This is a genomic window from uncultured Cetobacterium sp. (assembly GCF_945952365.1).
GTDB lineage: Bacteria > Fusobacteriota > Fusobacteriia > Fusobacteriales > Fusobacteriaceae > Cetobacterium_A.
Window position 1 is genome coordinate 33,439 of record NZ_CAMFHX010000015.1, and the last position, 19,857, is coordinate 53,295.

The 19,857-nt window shown below is 30.5% G+C and carries 19 protein-coding genes; 9 read left to right on the plus strand and 10 right to left on the minus strand.

Annotated elements, in window-relative coordinates:
- Nucleotides 1-179: 179 nt before the first annotated feature.
- From Q0O83_RS06985 to Q0O83_RS06995, 3 genes are all read right to left on the minus strand, one after another.
- Nucleotides 180-818 carry a carbonic anhydrase gene (locus Q0O83_RS06985; RefSeq protein WP_294095578.1) on the minus strand — a complete coding sequence of 213 codons (639 nt, stop codon included), beginning with the start codon at nucleotides 816-818 and terminating at the stop codon, nucleotides 180-182.
- Nucleotides 819-970: 152 nt separating this feature from the next.
- Nucleotides 971-2,140, minus strand: a complete 1,170-nt coding sequence (locus tag Q0O83_RS06990; protein ID WP_294095580.1) for a transposase — start codon at nucleotides 2,138-2,140, stop codon at nucleotides 971-973.
- Nucleotides 2,127-2,249 (minus strand): hypothetical protein, encoded by a 123-nt coding sequence (locus tag Q0O83_RS06995; protein WP_294095583.1) that lies wholly within the window; start codon nucleotides 2,247-2,249, stop codon nucleotides 2,127-2,129. Before Q0O83_RS06995 ends, Q0O83_RS06990 begins: the two co-directional genes overlap by 14 nt.
- A 265-nt stretch (nucleotides 2,250-2,514) precedes the next feature.
- On the opposite strand from Q0O83_RS06995, the gene Q0O83_RS07000 reads away from it, so the two are divergent.
- Together Q0O83_RS07000 and Q0O83_RS07005 are read left to right on the plus strand one after the other, a co-directional pair.
- Entirely contained in the window at nucleotides 2,515-3,153 is a 639-nt protein-coding gene (locus Q0O83_RS07000; protein ID WP_294095585.1) for a bifunctional 2-keto-4-hydroxyglutarate aldolase/2-keto-3-deoxy-6-phosphogluconate aldolase, read from the plus strand.
- Between the two features lie 2 nt (nucleotides 3,154-3,155).
- On the plus strand, nucleotides 3,156-4,145 hold the full coding sequence (locus Q0O83_RS07005; RefSeq protein WP_294095587.1) for a sugar kinase: 990 nt from the start codon (nucleotides 3,156-3,158) through the stop codon (nucleotides 4,143-4,145).
- A gap of 62 nt (nucleotides 4,146-4,207) precedes the next feature.
- On the opposite strand, the gene hcp is transcribed toward Q0O83_RS07005, so the two are convergent.
- Nucleotides 4,208-5,875: a hydroxylamine reductase gene (gene hcp, locus Q0O83_RS07010; RefSeq protein ID WP_294095589.1), complete on the minus strand. Its 1,668-nt coding sequence runs from the start codon at nucleotides 5,873-5,875 to the stop codon at nucleotides 4,208-4,210.
- Nucleotides 5,876-6,037: 162 nt separating this feature from the next.
- On the opposite strand from hcp, the gene Q0O83_RS07015 reads away from it, so the two are divergent.
- The 3 genes from Q0O83_RS07015 (at nucleotide 6,038) to Q0O83_RS07025 (ending at nucleotide 7,838) form a co-directional block, all read left to right on the plus strand.
- Nucleotides 6,038-6,547 carry a hypothetical protein gene (locus tag Q0O83_RS07015; RefSeq protein ID WP_294095592.1) on the plus strand — a complete coding sequence of 170 codons (510 nt, stop codon included), beginning with the start codon at nucleotides 6,038-6,040 and terminating at the stop codon, nucleotides 6,545-6,547.
- Between the two features lie 3 nt (nucleotides 6,548-6,550).
- Nucleotides 6,551-7,303 carry an IclR family transcriptional regulator gene (locus Q0O83_RS07020; RefSeq protein ID WP_294095594.1) on the plus strand — a complete coding sequence of 251 codons (753 nt, stop codon included), beginning with the start codon at nucleotides 6,551-6,553 and terminating at the stop codon, nucleotides 7,301-7,303.
- Between the two features lie 91 nt (nucleotides 7,304-7,394).
- A complete protein-coding gene (locus Q0O83_RS07025; RefSeq protein ID WP_294095596.1) occupies nucleotides 7,395-7,838 on the plus strand; it encodes a DNA starvation/stationary phase protection protein in 444 nt (147 codons plus the stop codon).
- A gap of 45 nt (nucleotides 7,839-7,883) precedes the next feature.
- Here the strand turns inward: Q0O83_RS07025 and Q0O83_RS07030 are convergent, their stop codons facing one another.
- The 3 genes from Q0O83_RS07030 to Q0O83_RS07040 form a co-directional block, all read right to left on the minus strand.
- Nucleotides 7,884-8,222, minus strand: coding sequence for a PTS lactose/cellobiose transporter subunit IIA (locus tag Q0O83_RS07030; RefSeq protein ID WP_294095599.1), 339 nt, complete (start codon nucleotides 8,220-8,222; stop codon nucleotides 7,884-7,886).
- 23 nt (nucleotides 8,223-8,245) lie between these two features.
- On the minus strand, nucleotides 8,246-9,331 hold the full coding sequence (locus tag Q0O83_RS07035; protein ID WP_294095601.1) for a MupG family TIM beta-alpha barrel fold protein: 1,086 nt from the start codon (nucleotides 9,329-9,331) through the stop codon (nucleotides 8,246-8,248).
- A gap of 162 nt (nucleotides 9,332-9,493) precedes the next feature.
- On the minus strand, nucleotides 9,494-10,639 hold the full coding sequence (locus Q0O83_RS07040) for a replication initiation protein (protein WP_294095603.1): 1,146 nt from the start codon (nucleotides 10,637-10,639) through the stop codon (nucleotides 9,494-9,496).
- Between the two features lie 328 nt (nucleotides 10,640-10,967).
- On the opposite strand from Q0O83_RS07040, the gene Q0O83_RS07045 reads away from it, so the two are divergent.
- The 3 genes from Q0O83_RS07045 (at nucleotide 10,968) to celB (ending at nucleotide 13,789) form a co-directional block, all read left to right on the plus strand.
- Nucleotides 10,968-11,273 carry a PTS sugar transporter subunit IIB gene (locus tag Q0O83_RS07045; protein WP_047382966.1) on the plus strand — a complete coding sequence of 102 codons (306 nt, stop codon included), beginning with the start codon at nucleotides 10,968-10,970 and terminating at the stop codon, nucleotides 11,271-11,273.
- A gap of 44 nt (nucleotides 11,274-11,317) precedes the next feature.
- Complete coding sequence (locus Q0O83_RS07050) at nucleotides 11,318-12,355, plus strand: hypothetical protein (protein ID WP_294095607.1); 1,038 nt, start codon at nucleotides 11,318-11,320, stop codon at nucleotides 12,353-12,355.
- A 102-nt stretch (nucleotides 12,356-12,457) separates the two neighbouring features.
- Nucleotides 12,458-13,789 (plus strand): PTS cellobiose transporter subunit IIC, encoded by a 1,332-nt coding sequence (gene celB / locus Q0O83_RS07055; RefSeq protein WP_294095610.1) that lies wholly within the window; start codon nucleotides 12,458-12,460, stop codon nucleotides 13,787-13,789.
- Between the two features lie 86 nt (nucleotides 13,790-13,875).
- Here celB and ligA read toward each other — a convergent pair whose 3' ends face one another.
- Nucleotides 13,876-15,924, minus strand: coding sequence for an NAD-dependent DNA ligase LigA (ligA, locus tag Q0O83_RS07060; protein ID WP_294095612.1), 2,049 nt, complete (start codon nucleotides 15,922-15,924; stop codon nucleotides 13,876-13,878).
- A gap of 121 nt (nucleotides 15,925-16,045) precedes the next feature.
- Here ligA and Q0O83_RS07065 point away from each other — a divergent pair, with 121 nt between their 5' ends.
- Entirely contained in the window at nucleotides 16,046-17,122 is a 1,077-nt protein-coding gene (locus Q0O83_RS07065; RefSeq protein ID WP_294095614.1) for a glycerol dehydrogenase, read from the plus strand.
- A gap of 56 nt (nucleotides 17,123-17,178) precedes the next feature.
- Here the strand turns inward: Q0O83_RS07065 and Q0O83_RS07070 are convergent, their stop codons facing one another.
- Nucleotides 17,179-18,261 carry a hypothetical protein gene (locus Q0O83_RS07070; RefSeq protein WP_294095616.1) on the minus strand — a complete coding sequence of 361 codons (1,083 nt, stop codon included), beginning with the start codon at nucleotides 18,259-18,261 and terminating at the stop codon, nucleotides 17,179-17,181.
- A 256-nt stretch (nucleotides 18,262-18,517) separates the two neighbouring features.
- Nucleotides 18,518-19,699, minus strand: coding sequence for an ROK family protein (locus Q0O83_RS07075; protein ID WP_294095619.1), 1,182 nt, complete (start codon nucleotides 19,697-19,699; stop codon nucleotides 18,518-18,520).
- Nucleotides 19,700-19,857 lie beyond the last annotated feature (158 nt).

The window sequence follows — 19,857 nt, forward strand, 5'->3', positions numbered from 1 at the left end:
AAATGCTCATCAAATACTTTTTTTGAAAATGTTGTAAAACTTTGTCTTTCTGAAGTTTGAGTAAAATTAGTTAGTATATGAATCTTTTCTTTATTTTTTTCATCTACCCTCCATCAACTATAAAATCCTTTATTAACTACATTATATATGTAGAAAATAAAGGATTCCTTTAAAATTTTCTAAACTTCATATTCTTTTGGAATAATCCCCTTCATTTTCCAGTCATCATAAGGAATTTCCATCTCTTTTATTTTACCATTTCTTATATCTAAAATCCATCCGTGTATTCTCGGATATTTCCCTGTTTCTATTCTATTTCTTATAACAGAAAGTTCAAATATATGTTTCAATTGCTCTAACACATTTAGTTCTGTAAGTCTATCTAGCCTTTCTTCCTCACTTTCAAGACTTTCTAGCTCTTCTCTATGTTCTACCTCTATCTTTTTTATTGGCATCAACCAACTTGATATTATAGATGAGTGTCTACATTTATCATGGGCTGTTTTTATTCCTCCACATTCATAGTGACCTGAAACAATTATATGCTCTACTTCTAATTGCTCTACTGCATATTCTAAAGTTGCTAAGAAATTCATATCATTTGAAAATACTTGGTTTGCTATATTTCTATGAATGAAAAAACTTCCTGGCTCACTCTGTGTAAATGTATCTATTGGCATTCTACTATCTGAGCACCCTATATATAAAAATGGCGGATTTTGTCCTTTTGAAAGATTTTTAAAATAATCTTTATCTAGATCCAATCTCTTTTGAACCCATTCTAAATTCTCTTTTAATAAATCATTATAATTTTGCATTACTTCCTGCTACAAAAAACATATACAAAAGTATCTGTCTTTGATTTTTACCACTTCAACGAACTCTGCCTCGCTATGCTACTACAGTTTATTTAGTTCTCCGTGGTCGTTAATTCCCCATTTAGCCTACGGGTACACAGTATAATTCTCTTTTATGTGAGTATTTTATACTTTTTACAATCTCTTAGATTTATAGAGGCATTTAAATCTCTATCTATTTCAAATCCACAACTACATTTAAAAATACGATCCTTTAATTTTAAATCTTTTTTTATAGTTCCGCAACAAGAACAAGTTTTTGAAGATGGGAAAGTTCTACTAACTACCCTAACTTCAATATTTTGTTTTCTAGATTGTCCAATTAAAAACATTCTAAAATAATACCACTTTTGTTCGGCTATTGATTTTGATAGATTCTTGTTTTTCATCATACCTTTAACATTTAAATCCTCAATTGTTATGTACTCAGGCTTGGTTCTTACCAAAGTATTTACAACTTTTTTTGTATACTCAGTTCTAATATTTGAAAGTCTATAGTTTATCTTTTGAACTGATAGAACATTTTTTTCAATATTCTTTTTTGTAGCAATTTCACCTCTCTTCTTTCTAAATTTTAGACATTCAAATTTTCTACTCAAACTTTTTTGTTTTCGTTTAAGCTTTTTTTCTAATTTTTTAACAACTTTTGTTTTATTGATATTTTTAAATTTTTCTCCAGTAGAAGAAAAAGCTAGTTCCTTAATTCCTAAATCTACACCGATGCCATCTGTTTTCTCTGAGTTACAAAGTTTATTTTCACCATTAACTAAGAAAGAAACAAAATATTTACCAGCTTCTTTTGTAATGGTGCAAGATGTAATCTCTGATTTTAAAGGAAGATACCCTTTTTCTTTTAGTCTTACCCAAGATAACATAGGTATTTTAACTTTGTGTCTTTTAATATCAAAATCAGATTTATTGTTTCTAGGAAGATAAACTCCATAGGAATCTTTTTTCTTTTTGTACTTTGGAAAACCAGCTTCTTTTTTAAAAAACTTTTTAAAAACTTTTTCACAATTTACCATAGCTTGTTTAATAGCTTTGCTGTTAGCTGTTTTTATCCAAGTCATTGTTGAAATTTTAGAAAGTTTATTATTTATGTATTTTGAAAAATCATTAGCTCCCATAAATTTATTATCTGACCCAATTAATTTATTCATACTATAAAGAAGTTCATTAGTTGCTATCATTTCATTATAGATAAACCTACAAATATTAGAAGTATTTTCTATTTTTAAAATCTGTTCTTTTGTAGGCTTAATCTCTATTTTATAGCTTCTCATCTGCTAAAGCCTTTTTGTATTTTTTTAATCCGTATATTCTACAACAATAATTAAGTAAAAAAGATTTTTCATTTACCAAATCATCTTTTGGTTTTACATATTTTTTCATTTTATCACCTCTTATACATTCTTGTACATTCGAGAATATTTGTCAATGTTTTGGTTAATTATTGATTGCCTCCTTAAATTTAATAGAGTGTTATTTTATATTCTACTACATTTCCCAATATATTTCTACTTTTTTAGTGTCTTTTTTTATTTGATTTCATATATGAAACTTTTTTAAAAAACTCGAATTGCTTATTTTCCTTTTTTTTTATAAAATCTGGTTGTTAAATAAATAAACGAAACGAATTTTGAGGAGGTTTCAAATTATGTTAAAAAAACATGAAATTATAGATAGAATCATTAGTACTGGAGTAGTTGCTGTTGTTAGAGCTGAAAACTTAGACGAAGCTAAGCGTATTTCTAACGCTTGTATCGCTGGTGGAGTTAATGCGATAGAGGTTACTTATACTGTTCCTGGAGCAACTGAGGTTATAAGAGAACTTTCTAAAGAGTTCCCTGGAGATGACTTCATCATAGGAGCTGGAACTGTACTTGATACTGAAACTGCTAGACTTGCTATATTAGCTGGAGCAAAATATATTGTTTCGCCAGGATTTGATGCTGAAACTGCTAAACTTTGTAATAGATACGCTATCCCTTACATGCCAGGATGTATGACTATAACTGAGATGCTTAAAGCTATGGAATTAGGTTGTGACATCATAAAGTTATTCCCTGGAAGTGCATTCGGACCAGACTTTATAAAAGCTGTAAAAGCACCTTTACCTCAAGCAAACATAATGCCTACAGGTGGAGTTTCAATAGATAACGTTGATCAATGGATAAAAAATGGAGTAGTTGCTGTTGGTGTTGGTGGTAAATTAGCTACTGGACCGAGTGATGAAATTACTGCTGCTGCTAAAGCTTTCGTTGAGAAAGTTAAAAAGGTTAGAGAGGAGATCTAGTTATGAGTAAAATAGTAACTCTTGGAGAGATTATGTTACGTCTTTCTACAGAAAACAACAATAGATTTGTACAAAGTAATACTTTTAGAGCCGATTATGGTGGTGGAGAGGCTAACGTTGCTGTTTCATTAGCTAACTTTGGAATTGAATCTGAGTATGTTACTAAGTTGCCAAACAATCCACTTTCTGATTCAATCTTCAGATATTTAAAAGCTAACAATGTAGCTACTGAAAATATAGTTTTAGGTGGAGATAGACTTGGAACTTACTACCTTGAAGTTGGAACAAGTGTAAGAGCTTCATCTGTAATCTACGATAGAAAATACTCATCATTCTCTACTTTAGATTATACTGAGCTTCAAATTGAAAAGATTTTAAAAGACTGTAAGATTTTACATCTTTCAGGAATCACTCCTGCTCTTTCAGATAGCTGTAAAGAGTTAATGGATAAAATTATGGTAAAAGCAAAAGAGATGGGAGTTTTAATCAGTTTTGATTTCAACTATAGAGGAAAGCTTTGGACTTTAGATGAAGCTGCTCCTATTTTAACTAGCTACCTACCATATGTAGATATCTGTTTTGCTGGAGTTTTAGATGCTAAAAACATTATGAAACTAGGAGAACATTCGGATTTAACAGAGTATTATAGAGAAATCACAAAAAACTTCCCTAACATTAAGTTTTTGCTTTCGACAAAACGTGAGACTCACTCGGTTAATGAAAACTCTTTAACTGGTTTCGTTTTTAAAGATGGTGAGCTTGTAAGCTCACCTAGATATACCTTCCAAATCGTTGATAGAGTTGGGGGAGGAGATGCCTTCGCTGCTGGTGCACTATTTGGAATCTACAACAACTTATCACCTAAGGAGATTGTAGACTTTGCAACTGCTGCTTCTGTATATAAACATACAGTAAGAGGAGATGCAAACCTAGTTTCAAAAGATGAGATTTACAACATCATCAATAATGGTATTTCAACTGTTTCTAGATAATATATAAAAAAGGTAAGGATACTCACCCCTTACCTTTTTGCTTTTTTATAGTTTTTAATTTATTAGAATTTTTTTAAATCCTCTTCTACACTGCTTATAGTTCCAATATTAAAGTTATCTATTAAAACTTGTAAAACATTTCCTGATAAAAATGCTGGAATTGTTGGTCCTAAGTTTATATTTTTAACTCCTAAATGTAATAGTGCAAGTAAAACGATTACTGCTTTTTGCTCGTACCAAGCTATATTATAAGCTATTGGTAACTCATTGATATCCTCTAAACCAAATACCTCTTTTAATTTCAGAGCTATAACTGCTAACGAGTATGAATCGTTACATTGTCCTGCATCTAAAACTCTTGGAATTCCTCCGATATCACCTAAATCTAACTTATTATATTTATATTTTGCACATCCAGCTGTTAAGATAACTGTATCTTTTGGTAAGTTAGCTGCAAACTCTGTGTAGTAATCTCTAGATTTCATTCTTCCGTCGCATCCAGCCATTACATAGAATCTTCTGATTGCTCCAGATTTTACTGCGTCAATAACTTTATCAGCTAATTGAAGCACTTGGTTATGAGCAAATCCTCCAACTATCTTTCCTGTTTCAATCTCTGTTGGAGATGCACAAGTTTTTGCAAGCTCTATAACTTCACTGAAATCTTTCTTTCCATCTTTTTCAGCTACTCTTTTCCATCCTGGGAATCCTGTTGCATTTGTTGTGAATACTTTTCCTTCATAAGAAGCTCCAGCTTTTGGAGGAACAATACAGTTTGTTGTGAAGATAATTGGACCGTTGAATGTCTCAAACTCCTCTTTTTGTTTCCACCAAGCGTTTCCATAGTTTCCAGCTAAATGTTTATATTTTTTTAGCTCTGGATAATAGTGAGCTGGTAACATCTCAGAGTGAGTATAAACATCTACTCCTGTTCCCTCTGTTTGCTCTAACAACTGAACGATATCATTTAAATCATGACCTGTTATTAAAATTCCTGGATTATTTCTAACTCCAATATTTACCTCTGTGATTTCTGGATTTCCAAATTTACCTGTGTTAGCTGAGTCTAGTAATGCCATTACATCTACTCCAAACTTTCCAGTTTCTAATGTAAGCCCTACTAAATCTCCTAACTCTAAACTATTATCTAATGTAGAAACTAATGCTTTTTCGATAAACATAACAATCTCTGAATTTTCATATCCTAAATTTACAGAGTGCTCATAGTAAGCTGCCATACCTTTTAATCCGTAAGTTATAACCTCTCTTAAAGATCTAACATCTTCATTCTCAGTAGTTAAAACTCCTATATTTAAAGCTTTTTTATTCATCTCCTCTAAAGTTTCAACTCTAAATGTCATAGCATCATGATTAGCTAATCTTTTTATCTCAATTGAATTCTCTTTTATAAAACTTTCTAATCTATCTCTTAATTTTAATCCTTTTAAAATCTCTTCTGCTATCATATTATCATCAAAGTTTGCATTTGTTATAGTTATGAATAGAGCATTTGTTATATAATAATCTAGCTCTGAATTAAATTTTTTATCCTCTAATCTTAGTTCTAAAGCTATATTTTCTCTCAATATTGAGATTCCTTTTGCTACATATATTAATAAATCTTGAAGGTTTGATGTTGTTGGTTGTTTTCCACAAACTCCTACTACTGAGCAGCCTTTATTTCCTGCTGTTTCTTGACATTGAAAACAAAACATTGGTATTTTTTCCATCTTCTTAATCTCCTTTTATTTAAAATTTCTAAATAGATTATATCAGTATAGTTTATATTTTGCTGTAACATATGTTACAAAAGAACTTTTTTTCTAGTAGATTTGATTTATTTAGAGTATAATTGGATTAATTCTTAAAATATTTTTTATTGGGAGGAATTTATGAAGAAATTTACATTTTTAATCGTTTTTCTACTTTTAGTTATGGGATGTAGCAATAATACTAACTATAAAGTTTCTGATTTTTTTGTTGCTGGAGACTTTGAATACAAAGGTGGATTTGAAGGTGCTGGATTTAAAACTTCTAGCAAATATATAAATCATAATGGACATAGGTTTATTATTGAAAATATAACCGATACTGCAACTACAGTTCAAAAAATATATCTAATTACAAAAGATTCAATTGATTTAGTTTTTACTGGGGAAGATACCACTGCTGATTTAGCTACTCTTAATCTTAATACTAGAGAGACTGTTTTAAAGCTTCCATTTAAGATTGGAAACAATTGGACTTCTGCTGGAAATAGGTATGAAATTATTGATTTTATCGATGCTGAATCTGGTCAAGAGATAACAGTTGAAAAAACATATGGCAATGGAAACGTCGAAAGAATAATATACCAAAAAGGATTTGGCAAAATATCTAGAGTTTTAATTTTAGGGAGTTAGCTTATGAAAAAACTTGTACCTGCTATGGAAAAAATTGATAAAATTTTTAATTATCTATACCTTAAAGAGAGAGCTTCTCAAGCTGAAATCTCTAGGGATTTATCTATACCTAAAGCTACAACAAATAGGCTTCTTTATACCTTAGTTTCTATTGGATATGTGAGTCAAAGTGGAAAAGAGTATACTCTTGGAAATAAATTTGATTATTTTTCTAATAAAAATGAAAACTATAATCTTATAAAAAATATCTCATACCCATATTTAGAGGAACTATCTTTAAAATTTAAAGAGACATTTAAAGTGAGTGTATTTGATAAAAATAAAATTAGAGTAATTGCTTCTGTTGAAAGTAATGATTATTATAAAATTACTGTTCCTGAAAATGCAATTTTTCCACTTCATGCTGGAGCTGCTAGTAAAATTTTAATCTGTCAATTAACAGAAAAAAAATTAAGCTCTCTTCTTCCTGAAGTTTTACCAAAATATACTGAAAATACTATTACAAATAGAGATATATTGAAAAAAGAGCTTTTTAAAGTGAATATAAAAAAAATTGCTTTTGATAATATGGAGCACTCAAACACTATCAGTGCTGTCGCTACTCCAATATATGATAAAAATAATAAAATTATAGCTGCTCTTAGTTGTCCTTTTTTTAGTAACAACTCAAATGAGCCTCATATAAACGAAATTATTAGAGCTATGAAAGAGGTTTGTAATAAAATTAGTGAGGTTTTACAAAAAATGTCTTATTAATTTTAATTTTTTTAAAGGAAATATAAATTTTTCTCGAATAATAGAAACGATGTTAGTAAAACTAACCACGCTTTTTAAAGGAGGATTTTTTATGGATAATATGAATTTAGTATTTCAAATGAACAAATTTGTTGGAGATTTACATGTTTTCAAAACGAAAGTTCACAATTTTCATTGGAATTTAGTTGGAGAGCACTTTTTCGTTATCCATCCTATGCTAGATGGAATTATGTCAGAGATTGATGAGCAGATAGATTCTGTAGCAGAAAGATTACTTATGGCTGGACACAGACCTCATGCATCTCTAGATGTTTATTTAAAACATACAGTTCTTTCTGAGGTTGAAAGCAAGCCTTATTGTGCTAAAGAAGCGGTTAACCTTATGTTAGGTGATTTTAAAGTTCTTTTAGCAGAGATTAATATAATAATGAAGTTAGCTGAGAAAGAGGATAATCAAGCTACACTTTCTCTTATGACTGATATAGCTGCTCTTTACCAAAAACATATCTGGATGTTTGGAGCTTGGCTTGCATAACTAATTCAAAAAGAAAACCCCTTGAAATTTCAAGGGGCTTTTTTATTACTTATTCTCTAAAGCGAATAATCTTTTATTTAATTTAATCATTTTCTTAATTAACTCTCTTTCAGAAAGAGCTGTCATTAAGTGGTCTTGTGCGTGAACAAAAACCATTGATAAAGGAACTTTTTGTCCTCCAGCTTCTTTTTGAATCATATCTGTTTGAACGTGATGAGCCTTTAATACTGCTGAGTCACACTCTTTCATACACTCTTCAGCTTCTTCAAACTTCCCCTCTTCAGCAAATGCTAAAGCTTGGTGAGCACACCCTTTTGCCTCTCCAGCATATGCAACTATTGAAAATATGATCTCTTCTAATTCATCTTCTGTAAAATCTACCATTTTAATTCCTCCCAAACCAATAATTATTTTTTTATTTGAATTTTGAATTTTTGCCAAGGTTTTACGCTATCTAATAATCCAATATAATTCTCATCTAATTTTCCTACTACACTTGTTTTACCACAGTTTTTCATATCTTTTCTTGCAATATGTAACTCTCCTGCATATTGACCATAAAGTGATGATTCTATTAAAATATCTCCTTTTTTGATATCTACTGCATTGAATAACTCAAAGTGAGTTCCTTTATATTTTACTCTTGATTGAGTTGATCTCACTACATACTCTCCGATGTCTCCTCTATGGTAGTGTAACTCTTTTTCTATTATATCTTTTTCAACTGATCCAACACCATCATAAACTTCACACTCGAATTCTAACATCTCTTTATTGATATCTGCAAGTTTTTTTAGTTCCTCTTCTGTTGGGAAACAGTTTGAAATTATTACTACATCTATTCCTTCGTTGAATAACTCTCTTCCTTGAACTTCGATAGGTAAATCTCTATGCTCCTCTAAAGTACAAAGTCCATCATTTACTGGCCATGGACCAAATGTTCCTGTTTGTGATGTTACGAATGCTGCTGTTGTTAAAGAGAACCCTTTAAATCTCTTGTTACAACTTCTGAAATGTTCTCTTGAAAGTCCTGTATATCTATGTGGATAGAAGTTATGACATCCAACTAATTTTTCGCTGTTTGGCATATAATCCATTATTGTATTAACATAGTTTGTATCTTGACTCATATTTATCTCTACTAGTAATCCATGCTCATTAAATGTCATTATACTCTCTTCATTTCCTGAGAATCCTAAATCCAATCTAACTCCACATGCTCCGATCTCTTTAAAGAAAGATAAATCTTCATAGCTGATATTTAATTTACTGAATATTGATGGAGCAACGTCTACCATAACTTCCATTCCAAAGCTATTTGCGTGTGCTATTGTATCTTTAAACTCTTGTAATATAACCTCTTTATCCCCATCTACTGATAATAAGCAAGTAAAAACTCTTTTGTATCCATATTTTGCAGCTAACTCTATATAGTTTTTATTTTCCTCTAAAGTAGCGTGAAAAGGATATACTGAAATTCCTAATTGTTTCATATCGAACTCCCTCCTGAAAACCTTTGTTTTACTTAGTTTTTACTAGATTTTTGGAAGTAAGTCAAGAGTTTAAACTGTAGGAAAAAATATAGATATTTTTTCGTCTAATAACTCTAATAATATAAGGAGTTTTATAGTTTCTTTTCTATTTAACGCTTAAATTTATTTTTTTTCTCCAGTAGGTTCTTCAGCTATTTTATATATCTCAATACTACTTTCCCTTCCTTTATCTAAGTATAAAATATTAATTTTATGTCTATCATCTTTATACTCTAACGTTTCTCCGACTTTCATACCTCTTAAAACTTTTAAGAAACTATAGTTATAATAAAATTTACATTTTAATAACTCTTTATATAATCTCGATTCAAATATAAATCTATTTAAGAAGATATCTACGGTTTTACTTATAAGTATATATTTTTCTGTATACTCTATATTTGGAGTTTCCTTTAAAGCTAAACATATCGCCTCATCTAATGAACCTGAAATCCCTTTATCTAGATGGTATAAATTATTTCGTACAAAATCTACCCCCTCTTTTAAAAGAGCTTCCTCTATAACTTTACTTATTTTCGAAATAGAATCTACTCTATCTCTTAAAGGTAGCAGTAGTCTATCTATCTCTTCAGCTAATATAGATGAAAGTTTATGATCAAATGAAAACTCTATCTCCATTATTTTACTTGTGAAGCCATCACTATTTTTTATCTTTGTATACTCTATATTATATTTTGTCAATTGGTTTATATCATCTAGTGCAGGTTTTAATATTGTTTTTTCAAAATCATAAAATCTTTCATAATTTTCCTGGCCTACACCTAAAAGTTCTTTTAAATTATCTCTACTTATTAAAAATCCACCTTGATTTCTATTTTTTATCATAGCTAAATACAGTTGGAAACTTTTCTTATCTTTAAATAGTAAAATTAGAAGTAAATCTATATCATCAAATATTCCACTCTCTTTAAGAGATTTTAAAGATCTAGAAACAAATAATCTATACTCCTCTCTATTTCTTAAATAAAAGTCAAAAATTGGAAATGAAGAAAAAAATATCTCCTCCTCTTTTTCTATAAGTTTTAAATATATCCTTCTTTTGAAAAATTTATCTAAAAATTCACCAATATTACCTCTCTCACCAACTAAATTTCTTAACTCTTTTTCTGTAAAAATTATATATTTTTCATTTTTACCCTTATATCTCTCTCTTACAATCTCTAAAAAATCTCTTTCTTTCTTATTTAATTTTTTGTCGGTATCTATAAAAAGATCATTTTTAGAAAAATCAAAAGCCATTTTCTTCATATTTTCACCACCTTTTTTAATCAATTTTAAGTTTTTTTAAAAAAATTTAATTTTTTTTTGTTTTTTTTTAACAGTTTTAGGTTAAAATTAGACGATTTTTTTTAGTTTTTTTTTCGTTCTTTATAAAGAATACAACATTTACAACTATTTTTCAAGTTTTTTTTAAAAAAAACATTTGTATTTCGACGAAAAAAGTCTTAAACTTGTTAAATTTGACTTTTTTTAAAACATATTCTATAATTATAGTGTCAGGTGAATGAATCGCCAGAAGAATTTAAAATAAGTAAATCAAAAATTCAAAATATTTAGTTTAAAAGGAGAAACAATTATGAAAAAAATATTATTACTTTGTTCTGCAGGAATGTCAACAAGTATGGTTGTAAAGAAAATGGAAGCTGCTGCTGCTGCTGAAAATATAGAAGTAAAAATCGATGCTGTAGGATTAGAGCAATTCCACGAGTTATTACCTCAATATGATGTATTCCTTTTAGGACCACAAGTTAGATTTAAGAAAGCTGAGTTAGGAGCTATCGCTGCTGCTGCTGGTAAACCATTAGATGTAATCGATACTATGGCTTACGGAACATTAAACGGAAAGAAAATTTTAGACTATGCTTTAAGCTTATCTAAATAGTAATAAAAAATAATACTTTATTTAAAACACGGGAGGGTAACAAAATGAAAAAATCACTTTATTTATTAGCTGCATTATCATTATTAGGTACAAATGTTTTTGCTAAAGAAGTTGTAGCAGAACCAGTTGTTGAAACAAGTAAAGAAGTTATTGTTGAACCTGTAGTAGTAATCGAAGAGGTTGCTGCACCAGCTTGGTCATTCGGAGCTAGAACTTACTTAGAGACAGAGGATTTTGATAATGGATCAACTATATCTGGTGGAGACGATGAAGATGGAACTTTCTGGGGAGTAGGAGTTTCTGCAACTAAAGGAAAGTTAACTTTAGATTTAAATGTTGAAAGAAGATTCGGTGGAGATTTATCTTTATCTAAATCAGATGCTGAGTGGGAATCTACAAGAGTTGACTACAAAGTAAGATATCAACTATTTGAAAAACAAGCGTTCCATTTAAAGTATAGAAATGAAACTAGAGTAAGAGATTTCTCAAGAGATACTTATCACTCTGATTGGACTAGAGATAGATATGAGTTAGGAACTGACTTCAATCACTTCAATGGATTACTAGCTGGATGGTTAGTTGCTGGTCTTGATAGAGATAAATCAAGTGACGAAGGAAAAGCAACATCTAGAGATAACGGTTGGTACTGGGAAGGAGACTTCGGTCCATCATTCAAGTTAACTGATAAGTTATCATTCAACCCTACTTTATTCACTACTGGAGAGATGTATGATTCTTATGAGATGGTTGAAACTCAAATCAGAATCATGATGCCATATCAAGCTACTGATAAGTTAACTATCATGCCAAGAGTTAGATTCACTTTAGATAGAACTCAAGATGCTAAATGGAATGGAGATTACATTGAGCAATATCAAAACAAAGCTGGAGACAGAATCAGATATGAGTTAATGGCTAACTATGTATTCAACGACCAACTATCTACATTCGTAGGAGTTGCTTATGAAAGTAATACAAGAACTTATAAGAATGACGATAAGTTATTCGATTGGACACCTGCTAACGGAGACCACGATATTGATTTAATCTGGGCATACGCTGGATTAAACTATAGATTCTAATAGAAAACTATTACAAAATTATGGGGAGGGGAAGTTTTTTCCTCCACCCCTTTCTATAAAATTTGATATAATAAAAATACTAAAAAAACGGAGGAAAATATTATGAGTAACTTTATGAACATTATTGAAGAAAAACTAATGCCTGTTGCTGCAAAAGTTGGACAAAACAGATATTTAAATGCAATCAAAGACGGATTCGTTTACACAATGCCGTTCCTTATCATCGGTTCATTTATCCTTTTAATGGTAAACCTACCATTTACTGATCCTAACAACGTACTTTACATGGAATGGTACGCTAACTTAATGGGAGCTTTCAAAGGAGATTTAGTACAACCATTCTACGTAAGTATGGGAATTATGTCTTTATTCGTTTCTTATGGAATTGGAATGTCTTTATCTAATAGCTACGGTCTTAACGGTACAACTGGTGGATTCTTATCAATGTATGCCTTTTTACTGACATCTGCTAAGCTAGATTGGTTACCTGTTGGTCAAGCTGAAGGAGCTACATCTTTATTCCTTATACCTGATGGTGGATGGATGCCAATCATGGATGCTAGATATCTTGATGCAAAAGGGTTATTTACAGCTATCTTAGGAGCTATTATTGCTATCGAAATATTCAGACTACTTGTACAAAAGAAGTTTGTTATTAAACTTCCTGATTCTGTACCACCTGCAATCGCTAAATCATTCGAATTATTAATACCAATCGTATTCGTAACAATTCTTTTCCATGCGGTAAATATATTCGCTGTAAAGAGTTTAGGTATAATGGTTCCTGAAATCATCTTAAAAGCGTTTGCTCCATTACTAAATATGTCTGATTCATTAATCTCTGTAATCTTCATCATCATAATCACTCACCTTTTATGGTTTGCTGGATTACACGGAACAAACATCGTTATAGCAATTATTAACTCTATAACTTTATCTAACCTTGCTGCTAATCAAGCTGCAATTCAAGCTGGAGAAGCTTTACCAAAAATATTCGCAGGTGGATTCCTTGATGCTTATGTTTACATAGGAGGAGCTGGAGCAACTTTAGGACTTGCCCTTGCTATGTCTGTGAGTAAAAATGCACACATTAAATCTATTGGAAAACTTTCAGTTATTCCTGCAGTATTTAATATCAACGAGCCTATTATGTTCGGAGCACCAATTGTAATGAACCCATTACTATTCATTCCATTCGTTGGAATTCCAGTATTAAATGCTTGTATAGCATGGTTCGCTACAAAGTTTGATTTAGTAGGAAAAATCATTACTCTTGTTCCTTGGACAACTCCAGGACCAATCGGAGCTTTACTTGCTACAAACTTCAGTGTTGCTGCATTCATTCTAAGTTGTGCTCTAGTTGCTGTTTCATTCTTCTTATACATACCTTTCTTAAGAGTTTATGAGAAGTCATTAAACGAAACTGAAGCTTAATTAAAAGAAATCTTTTTAAATAAAGTGCTAATATAAATAAAGAACCCCACGGCTGCATAGTCGTGGGGTTTCCCCTTTTAAAAATATTATTTCGAAAGTTCTAAAAACTCATCCTCTGTTAAAATTTTAACTGTTCCTAACTCTTCAGCTTTTTTCAATTTACTTCCAGCATCTTCACCAACAATTAAATAATCTAATTTTTTACTCACTGATGACAGATTAACGCCACCTAAAGATTCAATCAAATCTTTAATCTCCTCTCTTTTAAATTTTTGAAGCTTCCCTGTAAATAAAAATGTTTTTCCACTAAACTTTCCTTCAACTTTAACTTCATCTTTTTTATCTTCAACTACTTTTCCAAAATTAATTCCAAACTCTTTTAACTTTTGAATAATCTCTAAAGATTTTTCATCTCTAAAATAGTTATAAACAGATTGAGCTACTTTTTCTCCAACTCCATCTATCTCTAAAAGTTCCTCTTTGCTCATAGAAGCTAAACAATCTATATTTTTACTTTTTTTAGCTAAAACATCCCCCAAGAATTTTCCGACAAAAGGAATTCCAAGAGCGTAAAGTGTTTTTGAATATGGTCTAGATTTACTTTTTTCTATTGAAGCTAGCAATTTTTCGACACTTTTCTCTCCCATTTTGTCTAAAGTCATAAGTTCATCTTTATGTTTATGAAGTTCAAAAATATCTCTTATATCCTTTACATAACCTAATTGAAGCATTTTTTCTACTATTTTACTTCCAAAGCCACTTATATTCATAGCGTCACGAGAAACAAAATACTCAATACCTCCTTGAACTATAGCTGGGCAAGATGGATTTACACATTTTAAATCTACTAACCCCTCCTCTTTCTCTAAAACAGAGTTACAAACAGGGCAATTTGTTGGTACAACTACCTCTTTTTCAGCCCCTGTTCTGACCTCTTTTACAGAACTTACTACTTGTGGAATAATCTCTGCAGCTTTCTCTATAAAAACTCTATCTCCAATTCTGATATCTTTTCTAATTATCTCATCCATATTATGAAGACTTGCTCTCTTAACCTTACTTCCTGATAACTCAACCTCTCTTAATTCTGCTACAGGAGTAACTTTCCCTGTTCTACCAACTTGCCAAGTTATATCTAATAACTCTGTTGTTACCTGCTTTGCTGGGAACTTATACGCTATTGCCCATCTTGGACTCTTCGTTGTATAGCCTACCTCTTCCCAAAGAGTTATATCGTTCAATTTTATAACTAGTCCATCTGTCTCATAATCTAAACGCTCTTTTTCAACTTCCCAAAAAGCGATTCTCTCTTCCATCACTGACATATCCCTGATTATATCTGCAACACCAGTTGTTTTTATGCCTACTTTTTCTAAATATTCTAAACTCTCTTTATGAGTTTTAAATCCATATTGCTCAGCATCAACTATAAAATAAAAATATGCATCTAGTCCTCTCTCTTTTACAATTTCAGAATCTATCTGTCTCAAAGTTCCACTAGCAGCGTTTCTTGGATTAGCAAAAATCTCCTCTCCAACTTCTAATCTCTCTTCATTTAAAGTTTTGAATCTAGAAAGTGGTAATACAATCTCTCCTCTAACTTCTAAACTTACATCCTCTTTTAAAAAGTTAGGAATACTCTCGATAGCTAAGATATTTTCTGTAACATCCTCACCCTCTATTCCGTCACCTCTTGTAACGGCTCTTTTAAGCTCTCCATTCTCATATGTAACACTTATACTTGCTCCATCAAGCTTAAGCTCTAAAACATACTCTAATTCACTTTGAACAGAATCAATATTTTTTTCTACTCTTTCTGTAAAAGCAATTACATCCTCTATATTATATGAATTATTCAAACTTAGCATAGGCTTTTTATGAATAACTTTCTGGAATTTACTCTCTTTCAAACTACTCGCTCCTACAATATTTGTTGGAGAATGTTCATTTTTATATTCAGGATAATTTTTTTCTAACTCATCTAACTCTTTTAAAAGTTTATCAAACTCTACATCAGAAATCAGTGACTCATTTTTTGTATAGTAATAGTAGTTATAACGCTCTATATCTTGTCTCAGTTCATCTATTCTGTCTTTTGGATTCTTCTCTTCATTTATTTCGAATAATTTCAGCATCTTCCACCATCCCATTTTATTTTTTTACCTTAATTATACCACTTTTTCATTTACAAATTAAGAAAATAGTGGTAATAGATATGTAGAGGAATCTTTCAATTTAATTTTATGGAGGTAAAGAATGGAAAATATTATTTTATCACCTAACAAGTATATTCAAGGGGTTGATGCTTTGAAAAATATAGCAAAATACGCCAAGAAAAATGCTTTTGTAGTTGCAGATGAATTTGTATTAAGTATTACCGAAGACATAATCAATGAAAGTTTTAAAAATGAAAATTTAGAAGTGATTTTTGAGATTTTTAATAGAGAGTGCTCAAAAGTTGAAGTAAATAGATTAAAAGAGATTTTGAAAACTAAAGATTCAAAAATTATAATTGGAGTAGGGGGTGGAAAAACTTTAGATACAGCAAAAGCTGTAGCATATTATTGTAATCTCCCTGTTATGATTGTTCCAACTATTGCATCAACTGATGCACCTTGTAGTGCTTTATCAGTTTTATATACCGAAGATGGGCAATTTGATGAGTATCTTCTTTTACCAAGTAACCCTGATATAGTTTTAATGGATACAAAAATTATATCTCGAGCTCCTGCTAGACTTTTAGCAAGTGGGATGGGAGATGCTCTATCGACTTACTTTGAAGCTAGAGCTTGCGAGCGATCGAATGCTCTTAATATGGGTGGTGGATTGCCTACGAAGGCTGCTATGGCTCTTGCTAAGCTTTGCTTTGATATTCTTATAGCAGATGGAGAAAAAGCTATGTTTGCTGCTCAAAGATCAGTTTGTACAAAAGCTGTTGAAAATATAATAGAAGCTAATACATATTTGAGTGGAATTGGATTTGAAAGTGGTGGACTTGCTGCTGCTCATGCTATCCACAATGGATTAACTATTCTAGAAGAGTGCCATGATTTATATCACGGTGAAAAAGTAGCCTTTGGAGTTTTAGTGCAACTTTTCTTGGAAAATGCTCCTATGGAAGAGATTGATGAGGTTTTATTCTTCTGTAAAAATATAGGTTTACCTACATCTTTAGAAGAGCTTGGTATAAGTTCACTTGAAACAGATAAACTTTTCAAAGTTGCAGAGTTAGCTACTGCTCCGGGTGAAACAATCCATAATATGCCGTTTGAAGTTACTGCAGAAAAGGTTTTAGCTGCTATTCTAGCTGCCGATAACTATGGTGGAATTTAAATATGTGATAATAGAAAAACCCTTGGAAATCCAAGGGTTTTTTATATTACATTCTATTAGAATGTTACTTTCATAGCTGCGTATGCAACTGGTTGCCATCTCCAATCAGATGCTTCGCTTTGTCCTATTTTATCCCAGTTTCTGTACTCTGCTCCTGCTCCTGTGCTTAATGCAAAGTTCTCAGTTACTTTATACTCAAGGTCTAAAGTTAATAAAGCATATAACTCATAACTGTTTTTCTCAGATTTAACAACCTCACCTTTAGAGTTTTCAGAATATTTATCATATTGTCCGAAGATGTATGGGTCATATCCTCCTTCGAAGTTGAAATCTAAAGCATAGTTATTATTTGCATATAATGCAAAGTTTCTTCTTAAGTAGATCTCCCACTCAGGCTCGAATGCTTTATCTTTGTTGTTTGTTAAATCAGAGTTTGTATGGAAGTCCTCTCCATAGAAGTTTTGGTTTAGGTAGATTGTACCGTCCCAAGTAAATCCTAATGGTAAGTTACCTGCATAATCAATGTCAGCTCCTACAGTATTTTTGTAAGCTCCTCCATTGTTTGCTGCCATCGTATGTTTAAATTTAGGTGCGAATACTAAATTGCTTAGTAATCCTCCTTCGTTTTTATAAACATTTAATCTTGCTTGATACTCAAATGATTGTTTCTCATCAGTTGCATCTTTATATTCAACTCTTGAAGTGAATAGATCATTATGCTTATAGTAAGCTCTTAATCTTGTTTCAGTTCCATCTTTGCTATTTTTATATCTTTCGTCATTTGTTTCTAAATCGCTATAATCTCTTATTCTTCCTTGAACAGAGAACTTTTCAGTTGCTTGAACACCAAACGTTGTTTGAAGTCTTGCATAATTGTTTTTCCCTGTATGCCATGTATCTCCTGAAGATATTTTATCTCCGTGTCCTTCTGTTTCTCCGTATGCTTTGTACTCTAATCCTAAGTATCCACTTGGCTTGAATTCAGGTGTTAATTCTACTACTACTACCTCTTCAACTACAGGCTCAGCAACAACGATTACCTCTTTTGATACCTCAACTGGAGCTACTATAACCTCTTTAGCTTGTACTGCAGTTCCTACAACAAGTAAAGATCCTAATAAAAGTGCTAATTTTTTCATAAAATCCCCTCCGATTTTAATTTTTTTCAAAAAATTTATTTAGTAAAAGAATAAATCTTTTTTACTATATCCTTTATACAATATTTTTCTATTTTTGTAAATAAAATTTTTCTAAGTAAATTTTATTATTATACTTTTTTAGCATTAAAACCCTTTATTTTAAACGTTTATAATGATAAATATACTTTTTAAAAAAATTTTACTAAATAAAAAACATTTCAATAAAAAAAGAGATAGATTTCTCTATCCCTTCAAATTAATCTTCCAAATTTTCTGTAAAATGATAATTATAGAATATATAATTTATCGGTAAAAATGAAGCTATAAGCTCCTGTCTTTTAATTTTATCATCTAATACAATTAGATTTTCATGAACCTCACCCAATTGGAACTCTTGTAAAAACATTTTTAAATAACTTAAAAACAGTGAGCTTTTAAATATTCTTCCAGAAAGTAAGAAAGTATCAAGTGGAAGTAGATTATTGTGGTTAATCATTAAAATTGCGATATATTTCGCTACTTTTCTTAACGATTTACACTCTATTATCTCTCCAGACTCAGCTCTTTTTATAAATTCATTTAAATCCATATTTTTATACAAAGATTCTATACGAGGAGAGTAATTACTTTCCTTTAAAATTTCTTCAAAAATATATTTTGGAGAAACCATTGTATCAAAACATCCCTTCTTTTTACAAATATCACAGTAAATATTTGAATTTGGCTCTACTATAAAATGTCTTGTTCCCATTGATCTATAGTGAGTAATCGCAGGATTTACAAGTTTATTATCTATAACTATTGCAGAACCTCTTTTATCTCCATATTTAATCAAGAAAAAGTTTTTATAAACTGGATCTAAAAAAGCTTCATATAAAGCTTGAGCTCTTATCTCTGTTTCAACAAAAACATACCCTGTAAACTTTTCCATAATTGCTTTTTTTAAAGTTATAAATCTATCCTCTTTAAATAAATCTAAAGATTTTTTTACAATAAACTCATTTGTCATAACAACTCCAACTCCAAGAATTCTATCTCTTGGTGCTGTGCTTTTCTCTACAATATTTTCTATAAATTTTAATAATGCTTTTAGATACTCTTCAAAATCGCCATTATAAGCATTTTCAAATTTTAACTCCTCTATGACTTCATTTCTTAGGTTCGTTAATATAACTCTCGTAAAACTTTCCTCTATAAGTACTCCAATAGAAAAAAATCTGTCATAATTTATAACCAATAAATTTTTTTTTCTACCATTTTCATCAACATATTTTTTTTCTAAAAGTATATTATCCCCTAATAATTTTTTTGAAATCTTAGTTAAAGCTGCTGGAGAAACCATTATATTTTCAGCAATCTCTAACTTATTTGAACCCCCACGCTGATCAATAAATTTCAATAAATTTGTGATATTTTTATTTTGACTTTTAAAATCCATCCCCATCTCCTTAATTTTTATATTGACAAACCCTTTTTTTTCATGTATATTTTACCTTGTAAAAGATATTTCGTTGAAAACTAATTTTATTTTTTACTTAGTTGAATATAAAACGACGTTTTTAATTTATTATAACATATATTGATAATAAGGTGCTA

What these genes read in the sequence shown, in the direction of transcription:
- Q0O83_RS06985 (WP_294095578.1), bottom strand. Translation starts at nt 818, where the DNA reads ATGCAAAATTATAATGATTTATTAAAAGAGAATTTAGAATGGGTTCAA.
- Q0O83_RS06990 (WP_294095580.1), bottom strand. Translation starts at nt 2,140, where the DNA reads ATGAGAAGCTATAAAATAGAGATTAAGCCTACAAAAGAACAGATTTTA.
- Q0O83_RS06995 (WP_294095583.1), bottom strand. Translation starts at nt 2,249, where the DNA reads ATGAAAAAATATGTAAAACCAAAAGATGATTTGGTAAATGAAAAATCT.
- Q0O83_RS07000 (WP_294095585.1), top strand. Translation starts at nt 2,515, where the DNA reads ATGTTAAAAAAACATGAAATTATAGATAGAATCATTAGTACTGGAGTA.
- Q0O83_RS07005 (WP_294095587.1), top strand. Translation starts at nt 3,156, where the DNA reads ATGAGTAAAATAGTAACTCTTGGAGAGATTATGTTACGTCTTTCTACA.
- hcp (WP_294095589.1), bottom strand. Translation starts at nt 5,875, where the DNA reads ATGGAAAAAATACCAATGTTTTGTTTTCAATGTCAAGAAACAGCAGGA.
- Q0O83_RS07015 (WP_294095592.1), top strand. Translation starts at nt 6,038, where the DNA reads ATGAAGAAATTTACATTTTTAATCGTTTTTCTACTTTTAGTTATGGGA.
- Q0O83_RS07020 (WP_294095594.1), top strand. Translation starts at nt 6,551, where the DNA reads ATGAAAAAACTTGTACCTGCTATGGAAAAAATTGATAAAATTTTTAAT.
- Q0O83_RS07025 (WP_294095596.1), top strand. Translation starts at nt 7,395, where the DNA reads ATGGATAATATGAATTTAGTATTTCAAATGAACAAATTTGTTGGAGAT.
- Q0O83_RS07030 (WP_294095599.1), bottom strand. Translation starts at nt 8,222, where the DNA reads ATGGTAGATTTTACAGAAGATGAATTAGAAGAGATCATATTTTCAATA.
- Q0O83_RS07035 (WP_294095601.1), bottom strand. Translation starts at nt 9,331, where the DNA reads ATGAAACAATTAGGAATTTCAGTATATCCTTTTCACGCTACTTTAGAG.
- Q0O83_RS07040 (WP_294095603.1), bottom strand. Translation starts at nt 10,639, where the DNA reads ATGAAGAAAATGGCTTTTGATTTTTCTAAAAATGATCTTTTTATAGAT.
- Q0O83_RS07045 (WP_047382966.1), top strand. Translation starts at nt 10,968, where the DNA reads ATGAAAAAAATATTATTACTTTGTTCTGCAGGAATGTCAACAAGTATG.
- Q0O83_RS07050 (WP_294095607.1), top strand. Translation starts at nt 11,318, where the DNA reads ATGAAAAAATCACTTTATTTATTAGCTGCATTATCATTATTAGGTACA.
- celB (WP_294095610.1), top strand. Translation starts at nt 12,458, where the DNA reads ATGAGTAACTTTATGAACATTATTGAAGAAAAACTAATGCCTGTTGCT.
- ligA (WP_294095612.1), bottom strand. Translation starts at nt 15,924, where the DNA reads ATGCTGAAATTATTCGAAATAAATGAAGAGAAGAATCCAAAAGACAGA.
- Q0O83_RS07065 (WP_294095614.1), top strand. Translation starts at nt 16,046, where the DNA reads ATGGAAAATATTATTTTATCACCTAACAAGTATATTCAAGGGGTTGAT.
- Q0O83_RS07070 (WP_294095616.1), bottom strand. Translation starts at nt 18,261, where the DNA reads ATGAAAAAATTAGCACTTTTATTAGGATCTTTACTTGTTGTAGGAACT.
- Q0O83_RS07075 (WP_294095619.1), bottom strand. Translation starts at nt 19,699, where the DNA reads ATGGATTTTAAAAGTCAAAATAAAAATATCACAAATTTATTGAAATTT.